20 protein-coding genes are annotated in these 21,296 nt (G+C 54.6%); 5 read left to right on the forward strand and 15 right to left on the reverse strand.

Going from position 1 to position 21,296, the window contains the following annotated elements:
• Positions 1-2 precede the first annotated feature (2 nt).
• The 3 genes from DBR30_RS14565 to DBR30_RS14575 all read right to left on the reverse strand — a co-directional run bounded on the left by DBR30_RS14565 (position 3) and on the right by DBR30_RS14575 (position 3,781).
• Entirely contained in the window at positions 3-1,121 is a 1,119-nt protein-coding gene (locus tag DBR30_RS14565; protein WP_108542527.1) for an ABC transporter permease, read from the reverse strand.
• Positions 1,121-2,686: an ABC transporter ATP-binding protein gene (locus DBR30_RS14570; protein ID WP_108542526.1), complete on the reverse strand. Its 1,566-nt coding sequence runs from the start codon at positions 2,684-2,686 to the stop codon at positions 1,121-1,123. The genes DBR30_RS14565 and DBR30_RS14570 overlap by 1 nt, the downstream gene beginning before the upstream one ends.
• Positions 2,687-2,782: 96 nt before the next feature.
• The gene (locus DBR30_RS14575; RefSeq protein ID WP_005340803.1) at positions 2,783-3,781 is read right to left on the reverse strand and encodes a BMP family lipoprotein; all 999 of its coding nucleotides are present in this window, start codon (positions 3,779-3,781) and stop codon (positions 2,783-2,785) included.
• Positions 3,782-4,288: 507 nt separating this feature from the next.
• Between DBR30_RS14575 and uvrD the strand changes: the two genes are divergently transcribed.
• The gene (gene uvrD, locus DBR30_RS14580; protein ID WP_108542525.1) at positions 4,289-6,460 is read left to right on the forward strand and encodes a DNA helicase II; all 2,172 of its coding nucleotides are present in this window, start codon (positions 4,289-4,291) and stop codon (positions 6,458-6,460) included.
• 125 nt (positions 6,461-6,585) lie between these two features.
• Here uvrD and DBR30_RS14585 read toward each other — a convergent pair whose 3' ends face one another.
• The 4 genes from DBR30_RS14585 to ydfZ all read right to left on the reverse strand — a co-directional run bounded on the left by DBR30_RS14585 (position 6,586) and on the right by ydfZ (position 10,050).
• On the reverse strand, positions 6,586-7,713 hold the full coding sequence (locus DBR30_RS14585; protein WP_108542524.1) for a RelA/SpoT domain-containing protein: 1,128 nt from the start codon (positions 7,711-7,713) through the stop codon (positions 6,586-6,588).
• Positions 7,714-8,159: 446 nt separating this feature from the next.
• The gene (locus tag DBR30_RS14595) at positions 8,160-9,128 is read right to left on the reverse strand and encodes a hypothetical protein (protein WP_108588402.1); all 969 of its coding nucleotides are present in this window, start codon (positions 9,126-9,128) and stop codon (positions 8,160-8,162) included.
• Positions 9,129-9,209: 81 nt separating this feature from the next.
• The gene (locus tag DBR30_RS14600; RefSeq protein WP_108541593.1) at positions 9,210-9,647 is read right to left on the reverse strand and encodes a DUF2846 domain-containing protein; all 438 of its coding nucleotides are present in this window, start codon (positions 9,645-9,647) and stop codon (positions 9,210-9,212) included.
• Positions 9,648-9,852: 205 nt separating this feature from the next.
• Positions 9,853-10,050, reverse strand: coding sequence for a putative selenium delivery protein YdfZ (gene ydfZ / locus DBR30_RS14605; RefSeq protein ID WP_005357022.1), 198 nt, complete (start codon positions 10,048-10,050; stop codon positions 9,853-9,855).
• 310 nt (positions 10,051-10,360) lie between these two features.
• Between ydfZ and DBR30_RS14610 the strand changes: the two genes are divergently transcribed.
• Positions 10,361-10,861, forward strand: a complete 501-nt coding sequence (locus tag DBR30_RS14610) for a DUF1993 domain-containing protein (protein ID WP_108541594.1) — start codon at positions 10,361-10,363, stop codon at positions 10,859-10,861.
• 101 nt (positions 10,862-10,962) lie between these two features.
• On the opposite strand, the gene DBR30_RS14615 is transcribed toward DBR30_RS14610, so the two are convergent.
• The 6 genes from DBR30_RS14615 to DBR30_RS14640 form a co-directional block, all read right to left on the reverse strand.
• The gene (locus DBR30_RS14615; protein WP_108541595.1) at positions 10,963-11,475 is read right to left on the reverse strand and encodes a cupin domain-containing protein; all 513 of its coding nucleotides are present in this window, start codon (positions 11,473-11,475) and stop codon (positions 10,963-10,965) included.
• Between the two features lie 241 nt (positions 11,476-11,716).
• Positions 11,717-12,373 carry a DUF3313 domain-containing protein gene (locus DBR30_RS14620; RefSeq protein ID WP_108541596.1) on the reverse strand — a complete coding sequence of 219 codons (657 nt, stop codon included), beginning with the start codon at positions 12,371-12,373 and terminating at the stop codon, positions 11,717-11,719.
• Between the two features lie 390 nt (positions 12,374-12,763).
• Positions 12,764-13,894 carry an ABC transporter substrate-binding protein gene (locus DBR30_RS14625; protein ID WP_108541597.1) on the reverse strand — a complete coding sequence of 377 codons (1,131 nt, stop codon included), beginning with the start codon at positions 13,892-13,894 and terminating at the stop codon, positions 12,764-12,766.
• 57 nt (positions 13,895-13,951) lie between these two features.
• Complete coding sequence (locus tag DBR30_RS14630; protein WP_058059345.1) at positions 13,952-14,587, reverse strand: LysE family translocator; 636 nt, start codon at positions 14,585-14,587, stop codon at positions 13,952-13,954.
• Between the two features lie 40 nt (positions 14,588-14,627).
• Positions 14,628-15,449: a helix-turn-helix transcriptional regulator gene (locus DBR30_RS14635; protein ID WP_108588403.1), complete on the reverse strand. Its 822-nt coding sequence runs from the start codon at positions 15,447-15,449 to the stop codon at positions 14,628-14,630.
• A gap of 60 nt (positions 15,450-15,509) precedes the next feature.
• A complete protein-coding gene (locus DBR30_RS14640) occupies positions 15,510-16,226 on the reverse strand; it encodes a substrate-binding periplasmic protein (RefSeq protein ID WP_108541598.1) in 717 nt (238 codons plus the stop codon).
• A 299-nt stretch (positions 16,227-16,525) separates the two neighbouring features.
• On the opposite strand from DBR30_RS14640, the gene DBR30_RS14645 reads away from it, so the two are divergent.
• Positions 16,526-17,065: a hypothetical protein gene (locus DBR30_RS14645; RefSeq protein ID WP_108541599.1), complete on the forward strand. Its 540-nt coding sequence runs from the start codon at positions 16,526-16,528 to the stop codon at positions 17,063-17,065.
• Positions 17,066-17,108: 43 nt separating this feature from the next.
• Here the strand turns inward: DBR30_RS14645 and DBR30_RS14650 are convergent, their stop codons facing one another.
• A complete protein-coding gene (locus DBR30_RS14650) occupies positions 17,109-18,308 on the reverse strand; it encodes a 3-deoxy-D-manno-octulosonic acid transferase (RefSeq protein ID WP_108541605.1) in 1,200 nt (399 codons plus the stop codon).
• A gap of 236 nt (positions 18,309-18,544) precedes the next feature.
• Between DBR30_RS14650 and DBR30_RS14655 the strand changes: the two genes are divergently transcribed.
• Both DBR30_RS14655 and DBR30_RS14660 read left to right on the forward strand, forming a co-directional pair.
• Complete coding sequence (locus DBR30_RS14655) at positions 18,545-19,606, forward strand: glycosyltransferase (protein ID WP_108541600.1); 1,062 nt, start codon at positions 18,545-18,547, stop codon at positions 19,604-19,606.
• A gap of 52 nt (positions 19,607-19,658) precedes the next feature.
• Complete coding sequence (locus DBR30_RS14660) at positions 19,659-20,636, forward strand: hypothetical protein (RefSeq protein WP_108541601.1); 978 nt, start codon at positions 19,659-19,661, stop codon at positions 20,634-20,636.
• Positions 20,637-20,674: 38 nt separating this feature from the next.
• On the opposite strand, the gene DBR30_RS14665 is transcribed toward DBR30_RS14660, so the two are convergent.
• Positions 20,675-21,296: glycosyltransferase family 9 protein (locus tag DBR30_RS14665; RefSeq protein ID WP_146181385.1), on the reverse strand; the 622-nt coding region annotated here is incomplete at its 5' end.

Below are 21,296 nucleotides of genomic sequence, written 5' to 3' on the forward strand. Positions count from 1 at the left end.
GATCAGACTCCTTTAGCTTGCGCGGCTGAGCGGTTGGCAAACGCCAGATAGAACTGCTCGATGCGCGGGCGCATCATGTGCTCAAGGGCGCCACAGAACAGGATCACCAGACCCTGCAACACCACCACTATGTTGCGGTCGACACCGAATTCGAAGCTGAGCTCGGCTCCCCCCTGATAGAGGAAACCGAACAGCAGGCTGGCGATGATGACGCCGACCGGATGATTGCGCCCCATCAGCGCCACCGCGATACCGGTGAAGCCGAACCCTTCCACGAAGTTGAGCTTGATCTGGTGCAGCTCCCCCTGCAGCACGTTGAGGGCAAAGAAGCCCGACAGCATGCCGGAGATGACCATCGCCAGGATCACCACCTTGGGATAGGAGATACCGGCGTAGGCGGAGGCACTTTGGCTGGCGCCGACCGAGCGGATCTCGTAACCCCAGCGGGTGTGCCAGATAAAGACCCACACCAGCGCCGCACAGATCAGCGCCCAGAAGAAGCTGATGTTAAGGGGGCTGTTGGGGATCTCCATCCCGAACAGGTTCGCCAGCCCGCTCATCTTGGGCAGCCAGCTTGCTTCGGCAAACACCTTGCTCTCGGTCGCCATCGAGCCGGGCGGCTTGAACACCTCCACCAGCAGATAGGCCATCAGCGAGGCGGCGATGAAGTTGAACATGATGGTAGTGATCACGATATGGCTGCCGCGCTTGGCTTGCAGCCAGGCCGGAATAAAGGCCCAGGCCGCACCGAACAGACCACCGGCAATGATGGAGAGCGGCAACAGCAGGGCAAACGGCAGCACATCGCCGAGCATCAGACAGACCAGACCGACACCGAGACCGCCGATATAGGCCTGACCTTCACCACCGATATTGAACAGACCGGCATGGAAGGCGACCGCCACCGACAGACCGGTAAAGATAAAGCCGGTTGCGTAGTAGAGGGTAAAGCCAACCCCTTCACCGGTGCCGAACGCGCCGTACCACATGATCTTGGCGGCATCGACCGGGTTGATGTCGAGGTAGTAGAACAGAATGGCCGACACCAGGAAGGCCAGCAGGATGTTGACCGCAGACAAGACGCCTACGGAGACCCAGGCAGGAATACGTACTTGGCTCATCAGTGGGCCTCCTTGGCAACTTCATCCGGCACTATGTTCGCCATCATCAGGCCGATAGTGCGCTCGTCCGCTTTGGCGGCATCCAGCTCGCCGACGATGCGACCATCGGCAATCACCAGAATCCGGTCAGCGAGGCTCATGATCTCGTCCAGCTCCACCGAGACCAGCAGCACCGCCTTGCCCTTGTCACGCATGGCGATGATCTGCTGGTGGATATACTCGATGGCGCCGATATCGACCCCGCGGGTCGGCTGGCCGATCAACAGCACATCCGGGTCCTGCTCCACTTCACGGGCGATCACCAGCTTCTGCTGGTTGCCACCGGAGAAGTTGGCGGTCTTGTGATCGGGATGGGGCGGGCGCACGTCCCACTTCTCCATCTTGGCCTGACAATCCTGCTGGATCGCCTCCTTATTCTGCAGCCACCCCTTGTTGTATTGCGGGCGACGGTGATAACCGAGAATAAAGGCCTCTTTCGCCTCGAAGCGGTTGATCAGCCCCATCTTGTGGCGATCTTCCGGCACATGGCCAAGGCCGTAGTTGCGCACCAGCTCGGGATCGGCCGGATGCTCCGCGCTCACCTTGTGCACGCCGCTGCGACTGCTGATGGTGAAGCCGCCCTTGCTCGGCTTGAGAATGCCGCCAAGCAGGCTGAGCAGTTCGGACTGACCGTTGCCGGAGACCCCGGCGATGCCGACCACTTCACCGGCCCGCACCTCGAAGCTGACCGATTTGACCCGCTCCACCTTGCTGGCGTCGAAATAGCTGAGCCCTTCGATCTTCAGCTTGGCTTCACCGGGCTGGGTTGGCCCCTTGTCGACCTTGAGGCGTACCTTGCGGCCCACCATCAGCTCGGCCAGTTGCTCCTTGTCGGTATCCTTGGTGGCGACGTGCGCCACCATCTCGCCACGGCGCATGATGGAGACCTGATCGGTAATGGCCAGGATCTCTCGCAGCTTGTGGGTGATAAGGATGATGGTCGCCCCCTGATCCCGCAGCTTTTTCAGCACCTCGAACAGGTGATCCGCCTCTTGCGGGGTCAGTACCCCGGTAGGCTCGTCGAGGATCAGGATGCGAGCGCCGCGATAGAGCGCCTTGAGAATTTCGACCCGCTGTTGCAAGCCAACCGGCAGATCTTCGGCCTTCTCGTGCAACGGCACGTCGAGGCCATAATCCCGCGCCAGTTCGCCCAGCAGCTTTTCGGCTGACGCCACGCTCTGCTGAAGGTGCCAGCCATTTTCAGCGCCGAGGATGACGTTTTCCAATACGGTGAAGTTATTGACCAGCATGAAGTGCTGGTGAACCATGCCCACCCCTGCGGCAATCGCATCTTGTGAGCCATGGGGTTTGAAAGGATTCCCGTCGATCAGCATCTCGCCTTTGTCGGCATGGTAGAAACCATAAATGATGCTCATCAGGGTGGACTTACCGGCGCCATTTTCGCCGACAATGCCGTGGATACTGCCTTTGCGAACCTTAAGGTCGATCAGCTTGTTGGCGTACACTTCGCCGAACCGCTTATCGATACCTCTTAATTCGATGGCATAGCGATCTGTCTGGTCCATGATGCAGCCCTGCGTTTCATGAAATAAGACTAAAAACCGGCCCGTGCGGGCCGGTGGTGCGTTGAGAGTCGTAGCAACTATCTAATTAGTATTTGCTTAGTATTTGCAGGTGTTATCGCTCATGTAGTCATGAACCTTGACCTTGCCAGCGATGATTTCAGCCTTGATGGCATCTACCTTGGCTTTCATTTCCGGGGTGATCAGCTTCTCGTTGTCCTTGTCGAGAGCCCAATCCACACCGCCTTCCGCCAGACCCAGGTTCTTGATACCCGGCTTCCACTCGCCTTTGGCAGCATCATCCCAGGTCTGGTAAGCGGCCAGACCCACAGACTTGACCATGGAGGTCAGCATGGTGCCCGGTTGCAGGTGGTTCTGGTTGGAGTCCACACCGATGGCGAACTTGCCGCTGTCCTTGGCTGCCTGATAGACACCGATACCGGTACCGCCGGCTGCGGCGTAAACCACATCAGCGCCCTTGGCGAATTGGGACTTGGCCAGCTCGGCACCTTTCGCCGGGTCAGCAAACGCGGCCGGGGTAGAGCCCGCCATGTTCTGGAACACTTCGATCTTCGGATTGACGAACTTGGCACCCTGCTCGTAACCGCACTGGAATTTGCGGATCAGCGGGATATCCATGCCACCCACGAAGCCGACTTTGCCGCTCTTGGAGGCGATGGCAGCCAGTGCGCCCACCAGGAAGGAACCTTCATGCTCCTTGAAGATGACGGACTGGACGTTCGGCTTGTCGACCACCATGTCGATGATGGTGAACTGGGTTTTCGGGAATTCGGTCGCAACCTTCTCTACCGCAGAACCCATGTTGAAGCCGACCGCTACGATCGGGCCGTTGCCACGGCTGGCCAGACGACGCAGACCCTGCTCGCGCTGGGCTTCGTTCTGGGGCTCAAACTCTTTGACCTTTACCCCTTTGTCCTTGTTGTAAAGCTCGACGCCGTTACGGAACACGGCTTCGTTGAATGATTTGTCATACTTGCCCGCGGTGTCATAAATGACGGCTGGCTCGGAAGCAGCCTGAGCAGAGAGAGCAGCGAGAGTGAGGGAGGCCACGGTGGCCAGCTTGAGCACTTTAGTCACGATCGTATCCTTGATTGTTATTAAGTGAGGGAACTTGCTTGCCTGTCAGAGCAGGCTATCTAGCACGCAGGCTTACTCTAAGTCAGCCCCGATGCGGGTCAAGCAAATGATAAGGGAAAAACGTTTGCGTTAACGGTTTGAATTCTAAGCAAATAACCTTATAAGCAGTTGTTTTTTAGCTACTTTTCAGTTTTTTATGCTAACAACCAAAAGACCCAAACGACATTTCTCTTATTGTTCAGCAAGTTACTGTAAACCGTTTTCCCCTGTTATTCATCCAGCCCCCCGGCAAGCCCGTGATCCGGCTCGCAAAATCCCCACAAACCGCGCGTTCAAGGATTGGCTACAGCTGGAGACCTCCCCGTCCCATTCTCTCTGCGCCAGCCAAAAATGGCCGCACCGGTGCTCCTGCAACCGCCCATCTCGCCCCTCCCCCCGAGTTTGGATTTGGTCTGGCAGGGGGGATGGCCGTATAATCCCCGCCTGTATAAATAAACAGGAGTGGTGATGGACGTTTCAACCCTGCTCGACGGGCTCAACGACAAGCAAAGAGATGCCGTTGCGGCACCCCGTAGCAATCTGCTGGTGCTGGCCGGTGCCGGTTCGGGCAAGACCCGGGTGCTGGTGCACCGTATCGCCTGGCTGATGCAGGTGGAACGCTGTTCACCCTTCTCCATCATCGCGGTCACCTTTACCAACAAGGCGGCAGCCGAGATGCGCGGCCGGGTCGAGAAGGTGATCGGCGACGGCGTGCGCGGCATGTGGATCGGCACCTTCCACGGCATCGCCCACCGCCTGCTGCGGGCCCACCATCTGGATGCGGGCTTGCCGCAGGATTTCCAGATCCTCGACTCCGACGACCAGTACCGGCTGATCCGCCGGGTGCTCAAGGCGCTCAACCTCGACGAGAAGCACTGGGCTCCGCGCGCCGTGATGAGCTACATCAACGGCAAGAAGGACGAGGGGCTGCGCCCCGGCGACATCGACCTCTACGGCGATCCCGTCACCCGCACCTATCAGCAGATCTACAAGACCTATCAGGAGACCTGCGATCGCTCCGGTCTGGTGGACTTTGCCGAGCTGTTGCTGCGCGCCCACGAGCTGTGGCTCAACAAGCCGCACATCCTCGAGCACTACCGCGACCGCTTCCAGAACATCCTGGTGGACGAGTTTCAGGATACCAACGGCATCCAGTACGCCTGGCTGCGGATGCTGGCGGGCAACAGCGGCAAGGTGATGATCGTCGGCGACGATGATCAGTCCATCTACGGCTGGCGCGGCGCCAAGATCGAGAACATCCAGCGCTTCCTGACCGACTATCAGGGCGCCGAGACCATCCGCCTCGAGCAGAACTACCGCTCCACCGCCAACATCCTCAAGGCCGCCAACAGCGTCATCGCCAACAACGCCGAACGCCTTGGCAAGGAGCTGTGGACCGAAGGGGCCGAGGGCGAGCCCATCTCCCTCTACGCCGCCTTCAACGAGGTAGACGAAGCGCGTTTCGTGGTCGGCCGTCTCAAGGATTGGAAGGAAAAGGGCGGCCTGTTGGCCGACTGCGCCATCCTCTACCGCTCCAACGCCCAGTCGCGGGTGCTGGAAGAGGCGCTGATGCAGGACGCCATGCCCTACCGCATCTACGGCGGCCTGCGCTTCTTCGAGCGGCAAGAGATCAAGGACGCCATGGCCTACCTGCGGCTTATCAACAACCGTGGCGACGACGCCAGCTTCGAGCGGGTGGTCAACACCCCGACCCGCGGCATCGGAGATCGCACCCTCGAGATCCTGCGCGGCAACGCCCGCGATCAGGGGCTCAACCTGTGGCAATCGGCCAAGGCCCTGCTCAACGACAAGGTGCTGACCGGTCGCGCCGGCAACGCGGTGCGCGGCTTTGTCGAGCTGATCGACGCGCTGGAGGAGCAGGTCGCCATGCTGCCGCTGCACCAGCAAGCGGATATCGCCATCCAGAACTCCGGCCTCAAGGCGATGTATCTGGCGGAAAAGGGCGAGAAATCCCAGGCGCGGGTAGAGAACCTGGACGAACTGGTCACCGCCTGCCGCCAGTACCAGCGCCCGGACGAGCTGGAGGATATGAGCGATCTCTCCGCCTTCCTCGCCCACGCGGCGCTGGAGTCCGGCGAGAATCAGGCCGACGAATATGCCGATGCGGTGCAGCTGATGACATTGCACAGCGCCAAGGGCTTGGAGTTCCCGCTGGTGCTGCTGGTCGGCGTCGAAGAGGGCATGTTCCCCAGCCAGCAATCGACCGAGGAGTCGGGCCGGCTGGAGGAGGAGCGCCGTCTCTGTTACGTCGGCATGACCCGCGCCATGGAGAAGCTCTACATCTGTTATGCCGAGAGCCGCCGCATCTACGGTCGCGAGATGTTCCACAAGCCGAGCCGCTTTATCCGCGAGATGCCCGCCGAGTGTCTGGAAGAGATCCGGCTGCGCACTCAGGTCAGCCGCCCCACCCAGTACGGCCGCTTTAGCCAGAACGAGGTGCAGCAGAGCTTTGACGCCAGCGGCATCAAGCTCGGCCAGCGGGTGCTCCATCCGAAATTCGGCGAAGGGGTGGTACTCAACTTCGAAGGGGTCGGCCAGCAGAGCCGAGTGCAGATCCAGTTCGACGACGTCGGCGCCAAGTGGCTGGTGACGGCGTATGCCAGATTGGAAGCGCTGTGATTTTTCCCGCCTTTTGAAATAACCAACCCGGCTTAGGCCGGGTTGGTTTTTATATTGCCTATCGCGACAACTTTAAATACGCGATCGTCCGAATGCGCCTCGCTATTCGAACTCTATCGTTACATTTACCCGAATAGTCTCGACAGAAAACTCCTCTTCGGCTCGATTTCAACCTTAACAATACACGCAAGATGAAGAATGAAATCTGTTGAATCCGCAAAATAATTGGGATACGCCTCTTTAATACCACCGACAGCTGTTGTAGATACTAGGGCTACAACTAAATCCTTGTCACTTGCTGCAAGCTTCTCTGCATCAACATATTCTTTCTCTGCTGCCTCATTTTGACTTTTCTCAAAAAGAGATGTTGTGACAGTTGCTTTTTTTGTGTCAACCAATATCAAGGCGTAACCATCAAATGCATTCTCACTAATTCTACCATCACTTATTTTAAGTGAGTTTGAGTAAGCCTCCAACCTTTTTATTACATTCAGCTTTTTAGCCGCATGCTGAGCGGTAATACAAGATTTTTTTGCTTCTTCATCTAGCGCAAAAATACATTCCTTATACGCGGAGAGTTTTTGCATCAACGTGAAAGTGTCAAAAAGATGAATGCTCTCCATAATTGCGAACTGCTGACTAACGCTCGCAAAAAACTCATGCCAATCACATTCACCCTGATTGGACTTCAAGGCTTGCCCTGTAAATAGATCAACTATTTCTAGAGTTGTTGCCCAATCGTGCTGAAGTCTAGTTCTTATCTGTAACTCGATACTTCGTTTACCCCCTAGTCCATTATCAAACTGCCCAATAAGATGATAGCCACGATATCCGTCATCTTTAGGATTTTCTATATAGTCCTTAGACCTTATCCTACCACTACCATTTTTGAATTCAGGTCTTTTTCGTAATTCCCTAACAATTTGTACAATTTTTTTTGGATTGGAAACGATAGCTCGACAGCCGCCAATGTCCTGCATGTTTTTCAATTTCATTTCTGGGAAGCGACGTAACTTTTTAACTATCGAAACGAATCGTTTTAATCGCTTAGCGAATATTGCATTTTTGTCTTTCTTCAATGATTGTTCTTGGAGAAGGCTCAATGCGTTTTCTAATGCAACTTCATGGCTAAACCTCCAATAGGAGAGAGTATCAAATGCCTCGTTTAGTGATTGTTCATCATCAAATATCTCATCGGTGAGAAATTTTTCTCCTGCCCTTATCACTTGTTTGCCAGAATATGCTTCTTTCATTGATAACAACCACCCAATTTTTAGACCCACTGGGGTATAATCCAATAATAACAAGTTAAAATAATGTACGCACACATCTATGATGTAACTGGCCAATGATAGGGCCGTAGGTTCGATTAGCGAAGCGTAATCGGTCGCTTACAACGGAACAACCCTTTTAGGGGTTTACTCCAATCCCCCCGATGCCCCATCCACCGACCCGCACCAATCCGGCGGATAGACGCCATTCGCCACGTAACGATGGAAGGTGGAATACGGCCAATCTGCCACCCGCGTGACATGACCATGTTTGAGCAGGTTGATATGGACGTAATCCATATGGCGGCGGTAATCCTGCTCATCCCGGATCAGGTGTTCCCAATAATGGCGTTGCCAGATGCCCCGCTCCCCGTGGCGTAGCCGATCTAGCTACGCCATTCTTTTAATAAAAAATAGGGGCTCCTCATTTAGGAAAACTCAATTTTTATCTGCAACTCTCTTGAGTAACCGGATGAGAATGCACCTTGAAAGATGGTAATTAAATTCAAGTTGGCACCGAAAGTAACATCTAAAAATGCAGTACCTTCATAGCTTTGCCCTGAGTTGTTATTTTTGATAATGTGTTCTGCCAATGCTTTCAGTTCTGGAAATGCCGTGATTTTATATAATGATGCCGATGCTCTTTCTACATCAAATACACCATGCAGTTTCATGTCAAAGCTAAATATATCTTTCCTCTTTAAGTTCAGGCCCAGTTTAGGTGCCAAAGAAATCACTTCTTTACTAATTGCAAGTTCTGCTCCCACTGAAGCCTCTGTCTTATCCGATATATATATTCTATTTGCATTGAGATTTAGGAACGTTTTTATTATTCCATCTTTGACATTTTCCCACATACATTGGGAATAATTGGATAGTTTGATAGGGATATTTGAGTTATCTATGGTGTAGATACCTACATCAATGTTATCTAGCCCAAATGCATTGGCAACAGAATCGGCATCACAAACAATTATCTCGGAATCGTCGGAATCCATGTTTTTAATTATCTGTTCAAATTGTTCTTTTAATTTAAACATTCCTTTAAATATTTCGTGGTTATACTCCACCTCTCCTTCCATAACAGTTTTTTTAGGAACTATAACAGACTTTAAAAGAAGACTCGCTCTCTGGTGATTTTTAGTACCTTTTGCTTTTGGGATCTCTTTTATTTGTAATTTTTTTTTGCTAGTTGCAGCCTGGTATAATACGGTGGCAGCGTATATAAAACTTGTTTTATAGGCAATGTTCTTTATTCCCCAGAGGATTTCGTTGTAAGTGCCATCTGGGGGGGTGAATTCCTTATGGATAAAATTAATAAAATCCGTATTCTCCCCATCAATAGTCACATAACCGCTATTGGCACTTGGTGTGTTAGAGACTAACAAAATATCCATGACTATCCTTAGCTTTATTCAATTAACAATGAGAGCGAATTTTCCATAAAAACACATCACGCAAAACATATTTTGAGGAGTTCACTTAACCAGCTTGCTCTCCATCACCCCTTGTTTGCCTTCTTCCTCACTGACCTGACTCAGCTTGGAGCGGGCCATCAGCAGGCCCATCTTGACCTCCTGCCATACGTAGTAGTTTTTACCCGCCTCGGTACTGAGGGTCAGGGTGGCATCGTTCTCCGACTTGGAGGTGATGGTGTGGCTGCCCGGCGTCACCTGCTTGAGGATGTAGGCGTGGGCCACGGTATCGCCGACCGCCATACCATCCACCAGCAGCGGCATTTTGACAGCCGCACCGAAGGTCTCGTTGCGATAGATATAGAGGTTGGCCGCATCCTTGGGCGCCACAAACTGCTTGGCCTGCGCGTCTGCGGTGGCATCGGCCATGGGTACGGAAGCACAACCGGAAAGCAGCGCCGCCGACAGCAGGGCGGCACTCATCACTATTTGCCTGAACATAGTCGTTATTTTTTAGTGGGTTAACGGGATTTAAAGGTTCGCATGAGCCTGCGCTGGCTGACAATCGCTCAAATCGAGCGGGATGTGACCCGGCTCAATTTTTCGGCATTTGGTGGGATGAAGGTGGGAGAACTCAGAAACCCGGCCGCCAGATGGGGCGCGGTGGCCGGGTGAATTGTAAAGAGTAGGGTGACAGGGAAAGGGATCAGCCTAGTCTAATCAACTCGATGGGGGCGTAGCGCTCACCGGAGTTTGCCAGCAGCACGCACTTCTCATGCTCCGCCTGATAGGGGGTCATATTGTCGGTGTGGGCCTCTTTCAGAAAATCGACTGCGCCAGTGGCGGCAATCATCACGCGCTGACCCTGGTTCAGCACATTGCGGTTACGGTCATAGATCTTCATCTCATTCTCCTTTTCTTGTGTCCTGGCGGATGCGCAGGCGTCTGTCCAGGACAACGGCATTCAGCCTACGCCCCTGAAAAAAGGTGATTTATGTCACAGATCAAAAAAGGGGCGATAAGGGACTCACAGGTTCAAAAAGCGAGCAGGGCTGCTTGGCCAGCTGCTGTCGCGCGAAGTAGCGCTGCCCTGCCCTTTCGTCGCGGCGGGCTCGAACCCGGCAGCGGTTGGGGTATATTGGTGGCCGATTAGCCAGTCTCATTCACCGTGACCGCACACGCGGGCCGCTGTTTCAACAAGATGGAGAGTGCTCATGAATCGCGACATTACCGCCCAGTTCATCAAGATGCTGACCAACCTCGACCACTGTCTGGCCAAGGCCGAAGCCCACGCCGCGGCGAAGCAGTTCAACGTGGAGAACTTCTTCGGCGAGCGGCTGATCGTCGATATGCTGCCCTTCAGCAAGCAGGTGCTGATCTGCTGCGATTCGGCCCGCACCGTGGTCGCCACCGCCAGCCACAGCGAGCTGCCGGCCATGGGCGATGAGCCCAACACCATCGCCGATCTGCGCGCCCATATCGGCAAGACCATCACCTATCTGCAAGGCAAGCTGGACGCGGACTACAGCCAGTACGCCAGCGGTCGTTACGTGCCCCACTGGGCGGGCGGCAAGGGGATGGATGGCCATACCTGCGTCCATGAGTACGGCATTCCCAACTTCTACTTCCACCTCACCATGGCCTACGCCCTGCTGCGCCGCGCCGGGGTCGATCTTGGCAAGCGCGACTATCTGGGCGGGCTCAACCTGCAATAAGCGCTGCACGCCACTGGCGGCAAACAGATAGCAAAAGCCTGCCACGCGGCAGGCTTTTTTATATCGGGTGGTGCAGATCTGGTGCGCAGAAGGGCTGCGTCCTAGAAGGGGCCGTTGCGCTCGCGCAGCTTGTCGGGCAGGCCGTCGTGATCCCCCAGCTCGCGCTCGGGTACGTCATCCCAGTGCAGCTTGCCGAGGGTGATATTACGCTCGGGGTGCACGGCATAGTGGATGCGGTTGTCCTCCCGATCGGTATCGCCAATGCAGAGCAGGCGGACAGTCTCTTCGGTGTTGTTGATAAAGGCGTGGGCCAGCCCGTCACCGGCCTTGAAGCCCACCGAGTCCCCCGGTTGCAGCCGATAGAGCACACCATCGAGCCAGACATCGGGCGTCCCTTCCAGCACGTGGACAAACTCGTCTTCAGTCTTCTCGGCATGGGGCCAGCTGGTGCGATGGCCGGGTTCGACAATCTCGTGGTGAATGCCGATGCGGCTAAAGCCGAAGTGTTTGCCGAGGGCACAACCGCGGGAAAGGGGCTCCTGACTGCCGGAGTAGTAGCGCGGCGTCTGCTCTTGCAACTCGTTCCAGTGTTTGATGCAGGGGTGGCGGTTCATAGTGGTTCCTTATGCTATGAGGCTGACTCGGGAAGGGTCATCCTAACTGCCAAAATGCGGGGGAGAAAAGCAGAAATCGGTCGGCCCGTTGCACAGCGGATGGTGTGGCGGCGGACTCGGCAACGGGCTGATCGCCCTGCTGGCAAGGGCTGCGAGCCGTAGCGGCGGCCCGCCAGCGGGCCAAAAAAAGAGGGAGCCGCTAGCTCCCCCTCTCGATGATGTCGGTGCTTACTTGCCGAGCTTACTTGCCAAGATTGTCCGCCAGCTGTTTGGCGCGGCTGGCCGCCCACTGGTCGATCATCTTCTCCATCTCCTCAGCGGTGATGGGCTCATCCTTGTGGGTGGTATCCGTGCTCTCGCGGGCATCCATCACCCGCACCAGCAGCTTGCCACTCTGGGAGTCGAGCAGCTGGGCCATGCTGCCCACCTTGAGCAGGTAGGGCTCCTTGCCGATCACTTCGCGGGTGACGTTGATGGCGATCTTGGCCGGCAGCAGGTCACGCAGCTTGGGGTCGGGGCGGGTCAGGTCGAAGTTGGTGACGGCAGCCTGGATCCGCATCACTTTCGGGCCGGGGGCAGTGGCGATCTTGACGCCCTGCTTGATCAGCTCGCTCTGGAACTTGTCGTGGTAGTAGCGGCCAATCTGGTTCTGTTCGTTGGCGGTCAGCAGATACCACTGACCGTTCTCCTGCCGGATAAACTGCAGCGGATCGAGCAGCACCTCATTGTATTGGCGCAGGTCAACGCCCGGCTCCTTGTAGACACGCTGATTGGGGTTGCTCTCGCTCTGCTGGAAGGCTGTCAGCGGGATTGCCTGCAAGCTGTGGGATACCTGATTCTTGACGGCGCAGCCACCCAGAAGGGCCGCAGCCACGGCAACCATCACGACCTTTTTCATATTTGCTCCTGCATTTTACTGTTTGTTTTTGCTGTGGATTTCGCACCACATGGCTGGAGAACCCGTGCCGGATGCCGCCAATGTCACAGAGAAATAACCTATTCATCACCTTCCCACAAGGGACAGATCAGGATTGTTCAGCTCACATCCAAGTTGTCACAATTGAGGCACTTTTGTACAGGGTCAGCCAGGGTATGAACGGCAATCTGGCAAGGGCTCGGTTGTTTAATCCGGCTAAATGGTGCTACGGAAAGCGCTCAGTTTTTTCAAATGATGGGGGCCCGCGAGCGGCGTGAGTTGAACGGGGGAATGCCCTGGAACGCACGATGACCGATCATCAGCCATCTTGCGCAAACTTGCCTGCCGCCGGAGAAACAGCAGGCTCATTCATCAGTTATCGAGATCCCAGGGGCACTGCTTGACCAGCCCCTCTTTGCCGCTGGCGACGATCGCCTGCTGCACCATCCGTTTGTAGCGATTCTTGATATGGGCGGGCAGCGCGGGCACCAGCAGCCGCTCGTCAAACTCCGGCAGCGGGCGATCCGGCAGCACCGCCTGCTCCTGCGGGCTGAGGGGTGGCCGGGAGGCAATATTGCTGGCCGAAATTGTGGGCGTGCCCACCAGCATCTGGCGTTGCAGCGGCGCGCTCAGCAGAAAATCCACCAGCAGGTAGGCGGCCTTGAGCCGTGCAGGATCATCCCCGACATGGCGGGCGATGGAGATCGCATCGAGGGCATAGATGGCCCCCTCCTGCACCATGGCGATCCGCCACTGCTGCTCGTTCTGCTTGTTGCACTCCACCAGCTCCAGCCCCCAGGTGGTGGCAAAGGTCTGCTGGCGCAGATCCTCACAGCGGTTGGCCTGATTGAACCAGAAGCCGCGACTGGCTTGCAGCCGCTGCGAGAGCTGCTGCTCCACCTCTTGCTGCAAGGTCTTGTCGGCCAGCATCTCGCCGCTGGCAAACAGGGCGGGCGACTTGCCCAGCGAGAGCAGCACCGAAAAGAGCAGCGGCTCGAACTGGTCGCAGAACTCGGCAAACTGGCCCGGCGGCGAGCTGTTGGCGAGCACCTGCCAACTGGTGGGCGCTTGCGACACCTGCTTGCTGTCGTAGGCGAGGCTGAACATGGCGTAAGAGAAGGGCACCGAGTAGTTGCGCTCCCCCTGCTTGTCATACTCGGTGTTCTTGAGGGCGGGCTTCACCTCGGGGTAGTGCTGCAGGCGACTGAAATCGATGGGGAGCAGCAGCTTGAACAGCGGCTGGTGATGGGCCTTGTAGAAGTAGCTGGTCGGCAGCACCACATCGGCGCTGCGGGTGCGCAGGGCGCGGTAGACGCTGTCGAAATCGGTCAGCAGCGGCTCGATCCGGCTGACCGTCGCCTCCACCCCATGGGCTTTGGCGTAGTCGGCAAACTGTTGTTCATAACCCGCTGGCAGATAGCCCCACTCCAGCAATTTGAGCTGAACCGGGGCCGCCAGCGCCGGGGTCATCCCCAACAACCAGCAAAGAGGCAGTAGACGCATGGCCGGGCACTCCTGACAGGTAAACCTTGTTGGAGTATAGGCCCATGCGCCGACTCGTCAGGCCACCAGCTCGGCCCCCATGCTCGCCAGAATGGAGAGGCTGACCACCGCAAACAGCACGCCGGTCACCAGATTGAGCGGCCGCTGCACCCGCAGCAGCAAGCGCTGGGCACGATCGGTGGAGAGGCTCCACGCCAGCAGCCCGAACCAGCAGAGGGAGATGATGAAGAGCTCGCCCACCAGCAGGCTGCGGGTCATTCCGTCCACCTCTGGCGTCACCATGGCGGCCAGCAGACCGATAAAGAACACCAGCGCCTTGGGGTTAAGCAGGTTGGTGGCAAGGCCAGTGCGCACGCCCCTGCCCCAGCCGCGCAGCTCGTTGGCGGCGCTGGCCATCACGGTACTGCTCTGCTGGCGAGCCGCCATCAGGGCACCCCACCCCAACCAGCCCAGATAGAGGGCACCGCAGCACTTGATCACCATAAACAGCAGCGGATGGCTGGCAATCAGCATGCTGATCCCGGTCAGACTCAGGGTGGCGTGCACCATGATCGCCAGCGAGATGCCCAGCGCCGCGCCAAGAGCGGTCGGCCGGTGCAGGCTGGTGCGCAGGATCAGGGCGAAATCGGGGCCGGGGCTGGCCAGTGCAATCAGGTGCATCAGGCCGAGGGTAACGAACAGACTGGTCAGCATAACAACTCTCGCTTTAACGGCGGAGAGCCATCATGGCGGATCAGCGGGGGGCGCGGCTTGTAAAAGATTGCATCTGGGCACGAAATTCGGCGGGTGTCAGACCGAATGCCTGGCGAAAGCCGTGGTGGAAGTGACTCTGATCGAAGAAGCCGACCGCCAGCGCCACCTCGCTCACCGCCATGCCGCTCGCCAGCAGCCACTTGCCCTGCTCCAGCCGCAGCCGTTTCAGCCAGGCGTAGGGAGTCATGCCGCTGCGCTTCTTGAACTGGCGCAGGAAGGCGAAACGATCGAGCCCGAGCAGCCCCGCCAGCTCTTCCAGCGAGTGGGGCTCGTCGAGGGCGGCCATCAGGTAGTCGCGCAGGAATCGCAATTGGGGATCCGCCAACTGGTGTACCTCGGGGGCCAGATGCAGCAGCTCCCCCAGCAGGGCAAGCAGCTGGCTCTCGATCAGCAGGCCATCGGCCTTGGGGTTGTCGAGATAGCCGTGTAGCTGGGCAAAGCCCTGATAGAGGTCGGGGCGGCTCTGCAATCCCTTGTCGAAGAAGGGTTCCGGCTGCTCCGGCAGCCAGAGCGCCAGCTGCTGCGGATCGATGGCGAAGACCCGCACCTCGTACCCTTCCGGCAGCAGGCTGAGGCCGTCGTGTACCTCATCCGGGTTAACGGTAGAGAGCACCCCGCGCACCAGATGGTGGCTGTTCCCCTTGTGGATAAACTTCTGGCCACCCCGCTGCACCAGCCCGATATGGTAGTCGAGATGGACATGGCGGCCGTAGCTGAACGCCCTGTGGTGGGAGTGCGACAGCTCGACCCCCGGCAGGTGCGGGGATTGCCAGTAGCGGATGAGGGAATCGGTGGTATTCATGGCTTATAGATACACCAGAAGCGGGCCTTGGGCTTGTAGATTATTGCACGCAACCCCCTCTCAACGCCCCCACAGCCGCGGGGTGGGCTCCACCAGCGAGGCGAGCGGCACACGCTCCACCATCTGACGCATATGTTGCACCAGTTCGGGATTGCCATCCCCCAACGACTTGTTCAGCACGATATGCACCTGCAGCGGGGTGACCGGCAGGTAGATGAGGCGGGTCGCCGCAGGGAGCTTGGCGCGAAAATGGTTGGCGGAAATATCGTTGGAGAAGAGCGCGGCATCAATCCGCCCGCGTAGCAACTTCTGCATGTTGCCATGCTCCCAGCTGAGCTGGGAGAGGGTGTCGATATGGATCTGCGGATGCTGCAACAGCGGCGGCACGATCGCCTGACTCGACCAGCCGATGGTGGTGCCGAAGAGATCTTCTTGCCGTTCGACCGAGTGAAGTCGCGATGGCACCAGTACCACCAGCACTGGCCGCAGCAGCAACAGGTGGGGGTCGATATAGCGAAAGTGACGAGCACGCTCGGGACTGTAACTCAGCAGCGGGGTCAGATCGCACTCGCCGCTCTCGAGGTTGCTGAGCAGCCGCGCCACATTGAGCCCCTGCCACTCGATGGTACGCCCGATCGCGGGTTCGATATGACGGCGAAAGTAGTCGATCACCGGCCCGGAGACCTCGCCCTGCTGATCAATGGTGACCAGCGGCGCCAGCTGAAAGACGCATCCCCGCAGTGGCGCGTTGATCGCCACCGCCTGGCTGATGGTCATAAGAGGGAGAAGAAGTGCCGATAGCAGTAATACCAAACGCGTGCCCGAACGAGAGATGCCCATAAGTGCCGACCCGATGCCCTGATAGCCATCAGCATGGCACAAGGCAAAGGGGCGGGCTATCCGCTCCTGCCGCGCTTCGACCTCTCGCACCCCCTACGCCCATGACCAATGGGCCCCCGTTTTATTGCGGTGAAAATCAATAATTCCGCTGCTTTGATGGATTTTGGTCTCTTGAGATATAGTGCGGCCCCATTCATCAAACCGGCGGATGAGCGCCCCGCCGGACAGGTAGATTCATGAGACTGTTTTTGCTGTTGTTGTCGTTGTTTGCTGCGACCGTAAGTTCTGATGAAAAGCCGCGCCTGCCCTATTACGACTGGGGTCGCTGCCCGTTTGAGGGTTGTACCTATCAGGCGTGGACCACCAAGCAAAAGGTGATTGTCAGAGCCGAACCATCCCTGACGGCCAAAGCGCTGTTCCGGCTACCCCGCGGCCAACAGGTGGAAGGACTGACCGGGGTTGTCATTACCGAACTACCGGGGATCGTCGAAATACTCAGATCGGTCAAGCTGGGCTACAACGAGGAGGGAAAAGGGCCGCTGTTGAATATGAAGGCAGGGGAAACGCTTTATATCCTCGGCGGACTGGGCGAAGGCAATAGCCTGTTCTGGTACAAGGGCAAAACCTACATCCTCGATTATGACTATACGCGCAAAGAGATCAGATACGGCCGGTCACCGCAAAACCAGTGGTGGGTAAAAATTCGGGACAAGCAGGGGCGTGAGGGTTGGGTTGCCGAAGCCAAAAACTTCGCCCATATGGACCGTTTCGAATAGTGACAGCCAGCCCCCCAAGACCGGGGAGCTGGCCGTGGATGACTCATTGCTTTGGTTGCAGCTTCATCTCTTGCAGATACTCCAGCACCTGGGTTTTGTAGTCCGCCTGATAGGAGAACTTGGTGCTGTCGCTCGCCGCAATCAGGTTGACCGCGGTGCAGAACAGGGTGGCCACCAGCAGCCCCTTGCCAAGCCACTGCGGATAACGGCGGCTCCAGCGCACCAGCAACAGCAGGATCGGGAACAGGGCGTAGGGGAAGATCAGCATCAGGTGCCAGTAGTTGAAGATGATGGGCGACAGGGCCGCACTCACCAGCACCGCCAGCACTGCCGCCAGCGCGTAGAGGCCGAGCCAGCTTTCGCCATCCACTGACGCACGGTCGCTGCGCAGCAGACGCGGTTTGAGTTCGCGCCACAGCTGCCAGTTGGCCTTGGCCGCCAGCAATACGGTCGCCGAGCCTACCCCGTAAATCACGACCCGCCACAGCCAGATCGCCGCCATCTGCAGGTATTCGTGGCCTGCCAGCCAGATGAACTGGGTGTCGTTGACCAGCTTGCTGGCAAACAGCCAGGAGCCGTAGCGCAGCCAGTAGAGCACTGATTTCAGCACCGGATAGACATGCACCAGCCCCCAGCCGATATAGCGCTGGCGTGCCTCGGGATCCACGTTCTGGGTGATATGGCTGTTGCTCATCACTTCCATGGCGTAAGGGATCAGGGAGGCACCGATCAACAGGGTAGCCACCACCACCCCGCTCCAGCTCACCTTGAGAATGCGGCGCCAGAAGAGGTAGGTGGACATCACTGCCAGCAACGGCCAAGAGTAGTGCAGCTGCATCGCCATGCCGATGGCCAGCAGGTGCACGATCATGTGCCAGAAGGAGGCCCGCTCGCGCATATGCCAGGCCGACCAGCAGTGCATGGCCGAGAAGAGGAACAGATAGGAGGGGTTGTAGAGCAGGCTCTCGTACTGGAACCAGGGGTTGAGCCAGCAGAGCACCAGAAACAGCAAACGCACCCTGTCATCAAACACCTGGCGGATCACCGCATCAAACAGCAGGAACCCGACCAGCCGCATCGCCAGCAGCAGCACCATGGGCGCATAGGGTGAATCCCACAGCAGCAGCGGCCCACCGATCAGCCAGGCCGACAAGCTGCCCGGCACATTGCCCACCGCACTCGCCGCATTGCCATAGCTGAGCCAGACCCCCTCATAGGCACCTAAGTAGCCCTTGTAAAGCATCTGGGTCTGATCGCCGGTGAGGAGTTGGTGATCGGAAAACAACCAGGAGAGCAGCAGCCCGACAAATATACAGGCCGCGAATAATGCGTTATGGTAGCGCCCACTAAGACCAATCATTGATCCACACCTATTGAAAAAATTGCTAACGACTTTAACAGTTGCCACCTGATTTTGCTCGTTTACGATTCACATTTTTAGTAGATTTACCAGTCAGTTATGAGACCTGCGGAGCAGTTATGACCCCTCCAGTTAAAAAGTTTTTATTCATTGTTGAAGACTTGTATGGTGGTGGTGCGGAAAAAGTTCTGCTCAATACTGCATCATTGCTAAAAGATGCCGGTGCCGATGTAACCTTGTTTACCTTGCGGGAAAAAATAGATCATACGTTGCCCGATAATATTCATCCGATTGATCTTGGCATTGTCACAAAACTGACAAAAGCCATATCCAATATTGCGGTTGAAAAAATACAAGCGTCACTAATCCTGAAAAGAATCAAAGATATTTCACCTGACGTCATCATCTCATGTTCATGTGACAAAATTACCAGACACCTGCCTGAAACACTGAATATTTATTACTGGATCCACGGTAATGTCACCGGTTTTTCCAAAGACAATGCCAAGGGATATGAAAAATTCAAGCGCTTCTATAATGGAAAAAAACTGATCTGCGTATCCCGTGGTATCGCAGACGACATTTTGCAAAATGTAAAAGCTACTCCCAAATCGTGTCAGGTTATCTACAATCCGTTTGATATCGAGAAAATTCAGGCGTTGGCCAATGAGCCTTTCAGCAAGCCATTCGACAAGTATTTTATCCATGTTGGCACCTTCGAAGAACGAAAACGCCACGATCGTCTCTTGCAAGCATATCAGCTAAGTGGCGTTGATACGCCACTCGTCCTGATGGGCAAAGGGGAGCTGCGTCCTCACATTGAAGCCATGATCGAGGAGATGAACCTTGCCAGCAAGGTGAAGATCATCGATTTTCAGAAGAATCCATATCCCTTTATCAAAGCTGCGCAGGCACTTATCCTGACATCAGATGCAGAAGGGCTACCAACAGTGCTTATTGAAGCGCTTATCTGCCATACGCCGGTTATCAGTGTGGATTGTCCATCTGGACCGGCAGAAATTCTTACTGGGCCACTGCAAGATAACCTTTGCGCCCTTTTTGACATTCCCAAAATAGCGCAAAAAATATCTCGTATGGATATTGATAAAATGCATATACCAGATCATTTTTACAGCCCATTCTCTAGTACAGAGACCATAAAATCATTTATGTCACTTTAGTTTATTAAATTTAATGAAATAACATTGAAATGTCATTTTGAGAGCTAATCCAATGAATATCCTATTAATAGGTATTGATAACGCAGGGCTCATTACCCCGATAGTTGAAGAGATGCGACAGCAAGGACACGCGGTTACATTTATTGAGAATGGGGAAATATCTAGATATGATTACCTGCATCCAGTAGAGAGAATATCAAACTTAATTTCAAAGGCTCTGTTTAAAAGGAATTTAAAACAAGAAAGAAGCTGGCTGTCGACAACCCAGTTTTTGAATGGTTTTACAAAAAACCGCCACTTTGATATCACTATCCTCACTAATCCTGATATTTACACGGCAGAACATCTGACACAGATCAAAAAATGCACCAACAGGATGATTTGCCACCTGTGGGACAGTACTCTCAGAATGCCAAATAATATCAAAAACATTTCACTTTTTGATAAAGTTTTGAGCTTTGATCCGCAAGATGTTAAAAAGTATGGTTTTACACCAGTAACTAATTACTATAAAAATAATTTAACCCCACTCCAACCAAACAGAAACTATGATGGTGATGTGTTTGGTATTTTTAGTTTTGATCGTGAACGCTACGCCTTTATAACTGCATTTCTGGATGCCAACCCAGACTTAAAAATTAAAATCATGATTTATGTTGATCACCAACGAAAGATCAAAAAAATAAGAGACGAGAGAGTCGAAATAATTACCAAGCCAATTACTGGTGATGAACTATTGGCAATCTCATCGGCTTATCACTGTATTCTTGATATAGGATACCAGTCACAAAAAGGCTTGTCTTTTAGATTTTTTGAGTCTCTTGCCTATGAACAAAAAATAATATCAAATAACAATACCGCAGAGACATATCCGTTCTTTCATCCCAACAATATATTTTGCATAACAGATGAAGATCTAAAAGTATCACCTGACTTTTTAGCGATCCCTTATCATCACATATCTGACGAGATAAAAAATCAATACAGACTAGATATATGGGTAAATAAATATATCAAGGCGATGCTTTAATTTTTATTCTGCACCAGGCTATGGTGCAGAAATTTAAATTATTGTGTTATGTACTGAACATACCAATCATTAAATTGATTCTCAAACTCATCCATATTAATGTAGTTTACACTTTGTTCTTTTTTGACATCAACATACATTACCATGGCTTTCTCAAAATTTGGTAACCACTCCCGGTTTTCACCTTTACCAAAATTGTCATTATATATTCCAAATATAGGCTTTTTAAGCCCTGCGGCAATGTGTACTGTCGCGGTATCTACAGACACGATACCGATACTATTTCTTATTTGAGCGAATAGAACACCTAAAGAATGGGATGAGTCATGTGTGATAACTCTTTCCCTTAAGATATCAGGCATTCTCCTGATATTGTGTTCTGTTTCAATTTTCTTTATCGGTGGATAGAGCAAACATACATTATATCCAGGCTTGCTCAACATAACCTTCAGGATCTCGATAATTTTTTCATCATTAAATGATCGTGAGCTGCCACTACCGTAAGGATTAAAACAGATTGTGGGATTATCAGGCCAGCTAGATTTAACGCTTGACTCATCTTCAAGATATTCTGGAACAATATAATCTGTATCGGGGTTATCAATCCCAATTTTATTAATGGCCAAGGCAAATTTCTGTGAGAAGTGAACATTCTTGGTT

It is taken from the genome of Aeromonas sp. HMWF017, from assembly GCF_003061465.1.
GTDB lineage: Bacteria > Pseudomonadota > Gammaproteobacteria > Enterobacterales > Aeromonadaceae > Aeromonas > Aeromonas veronii.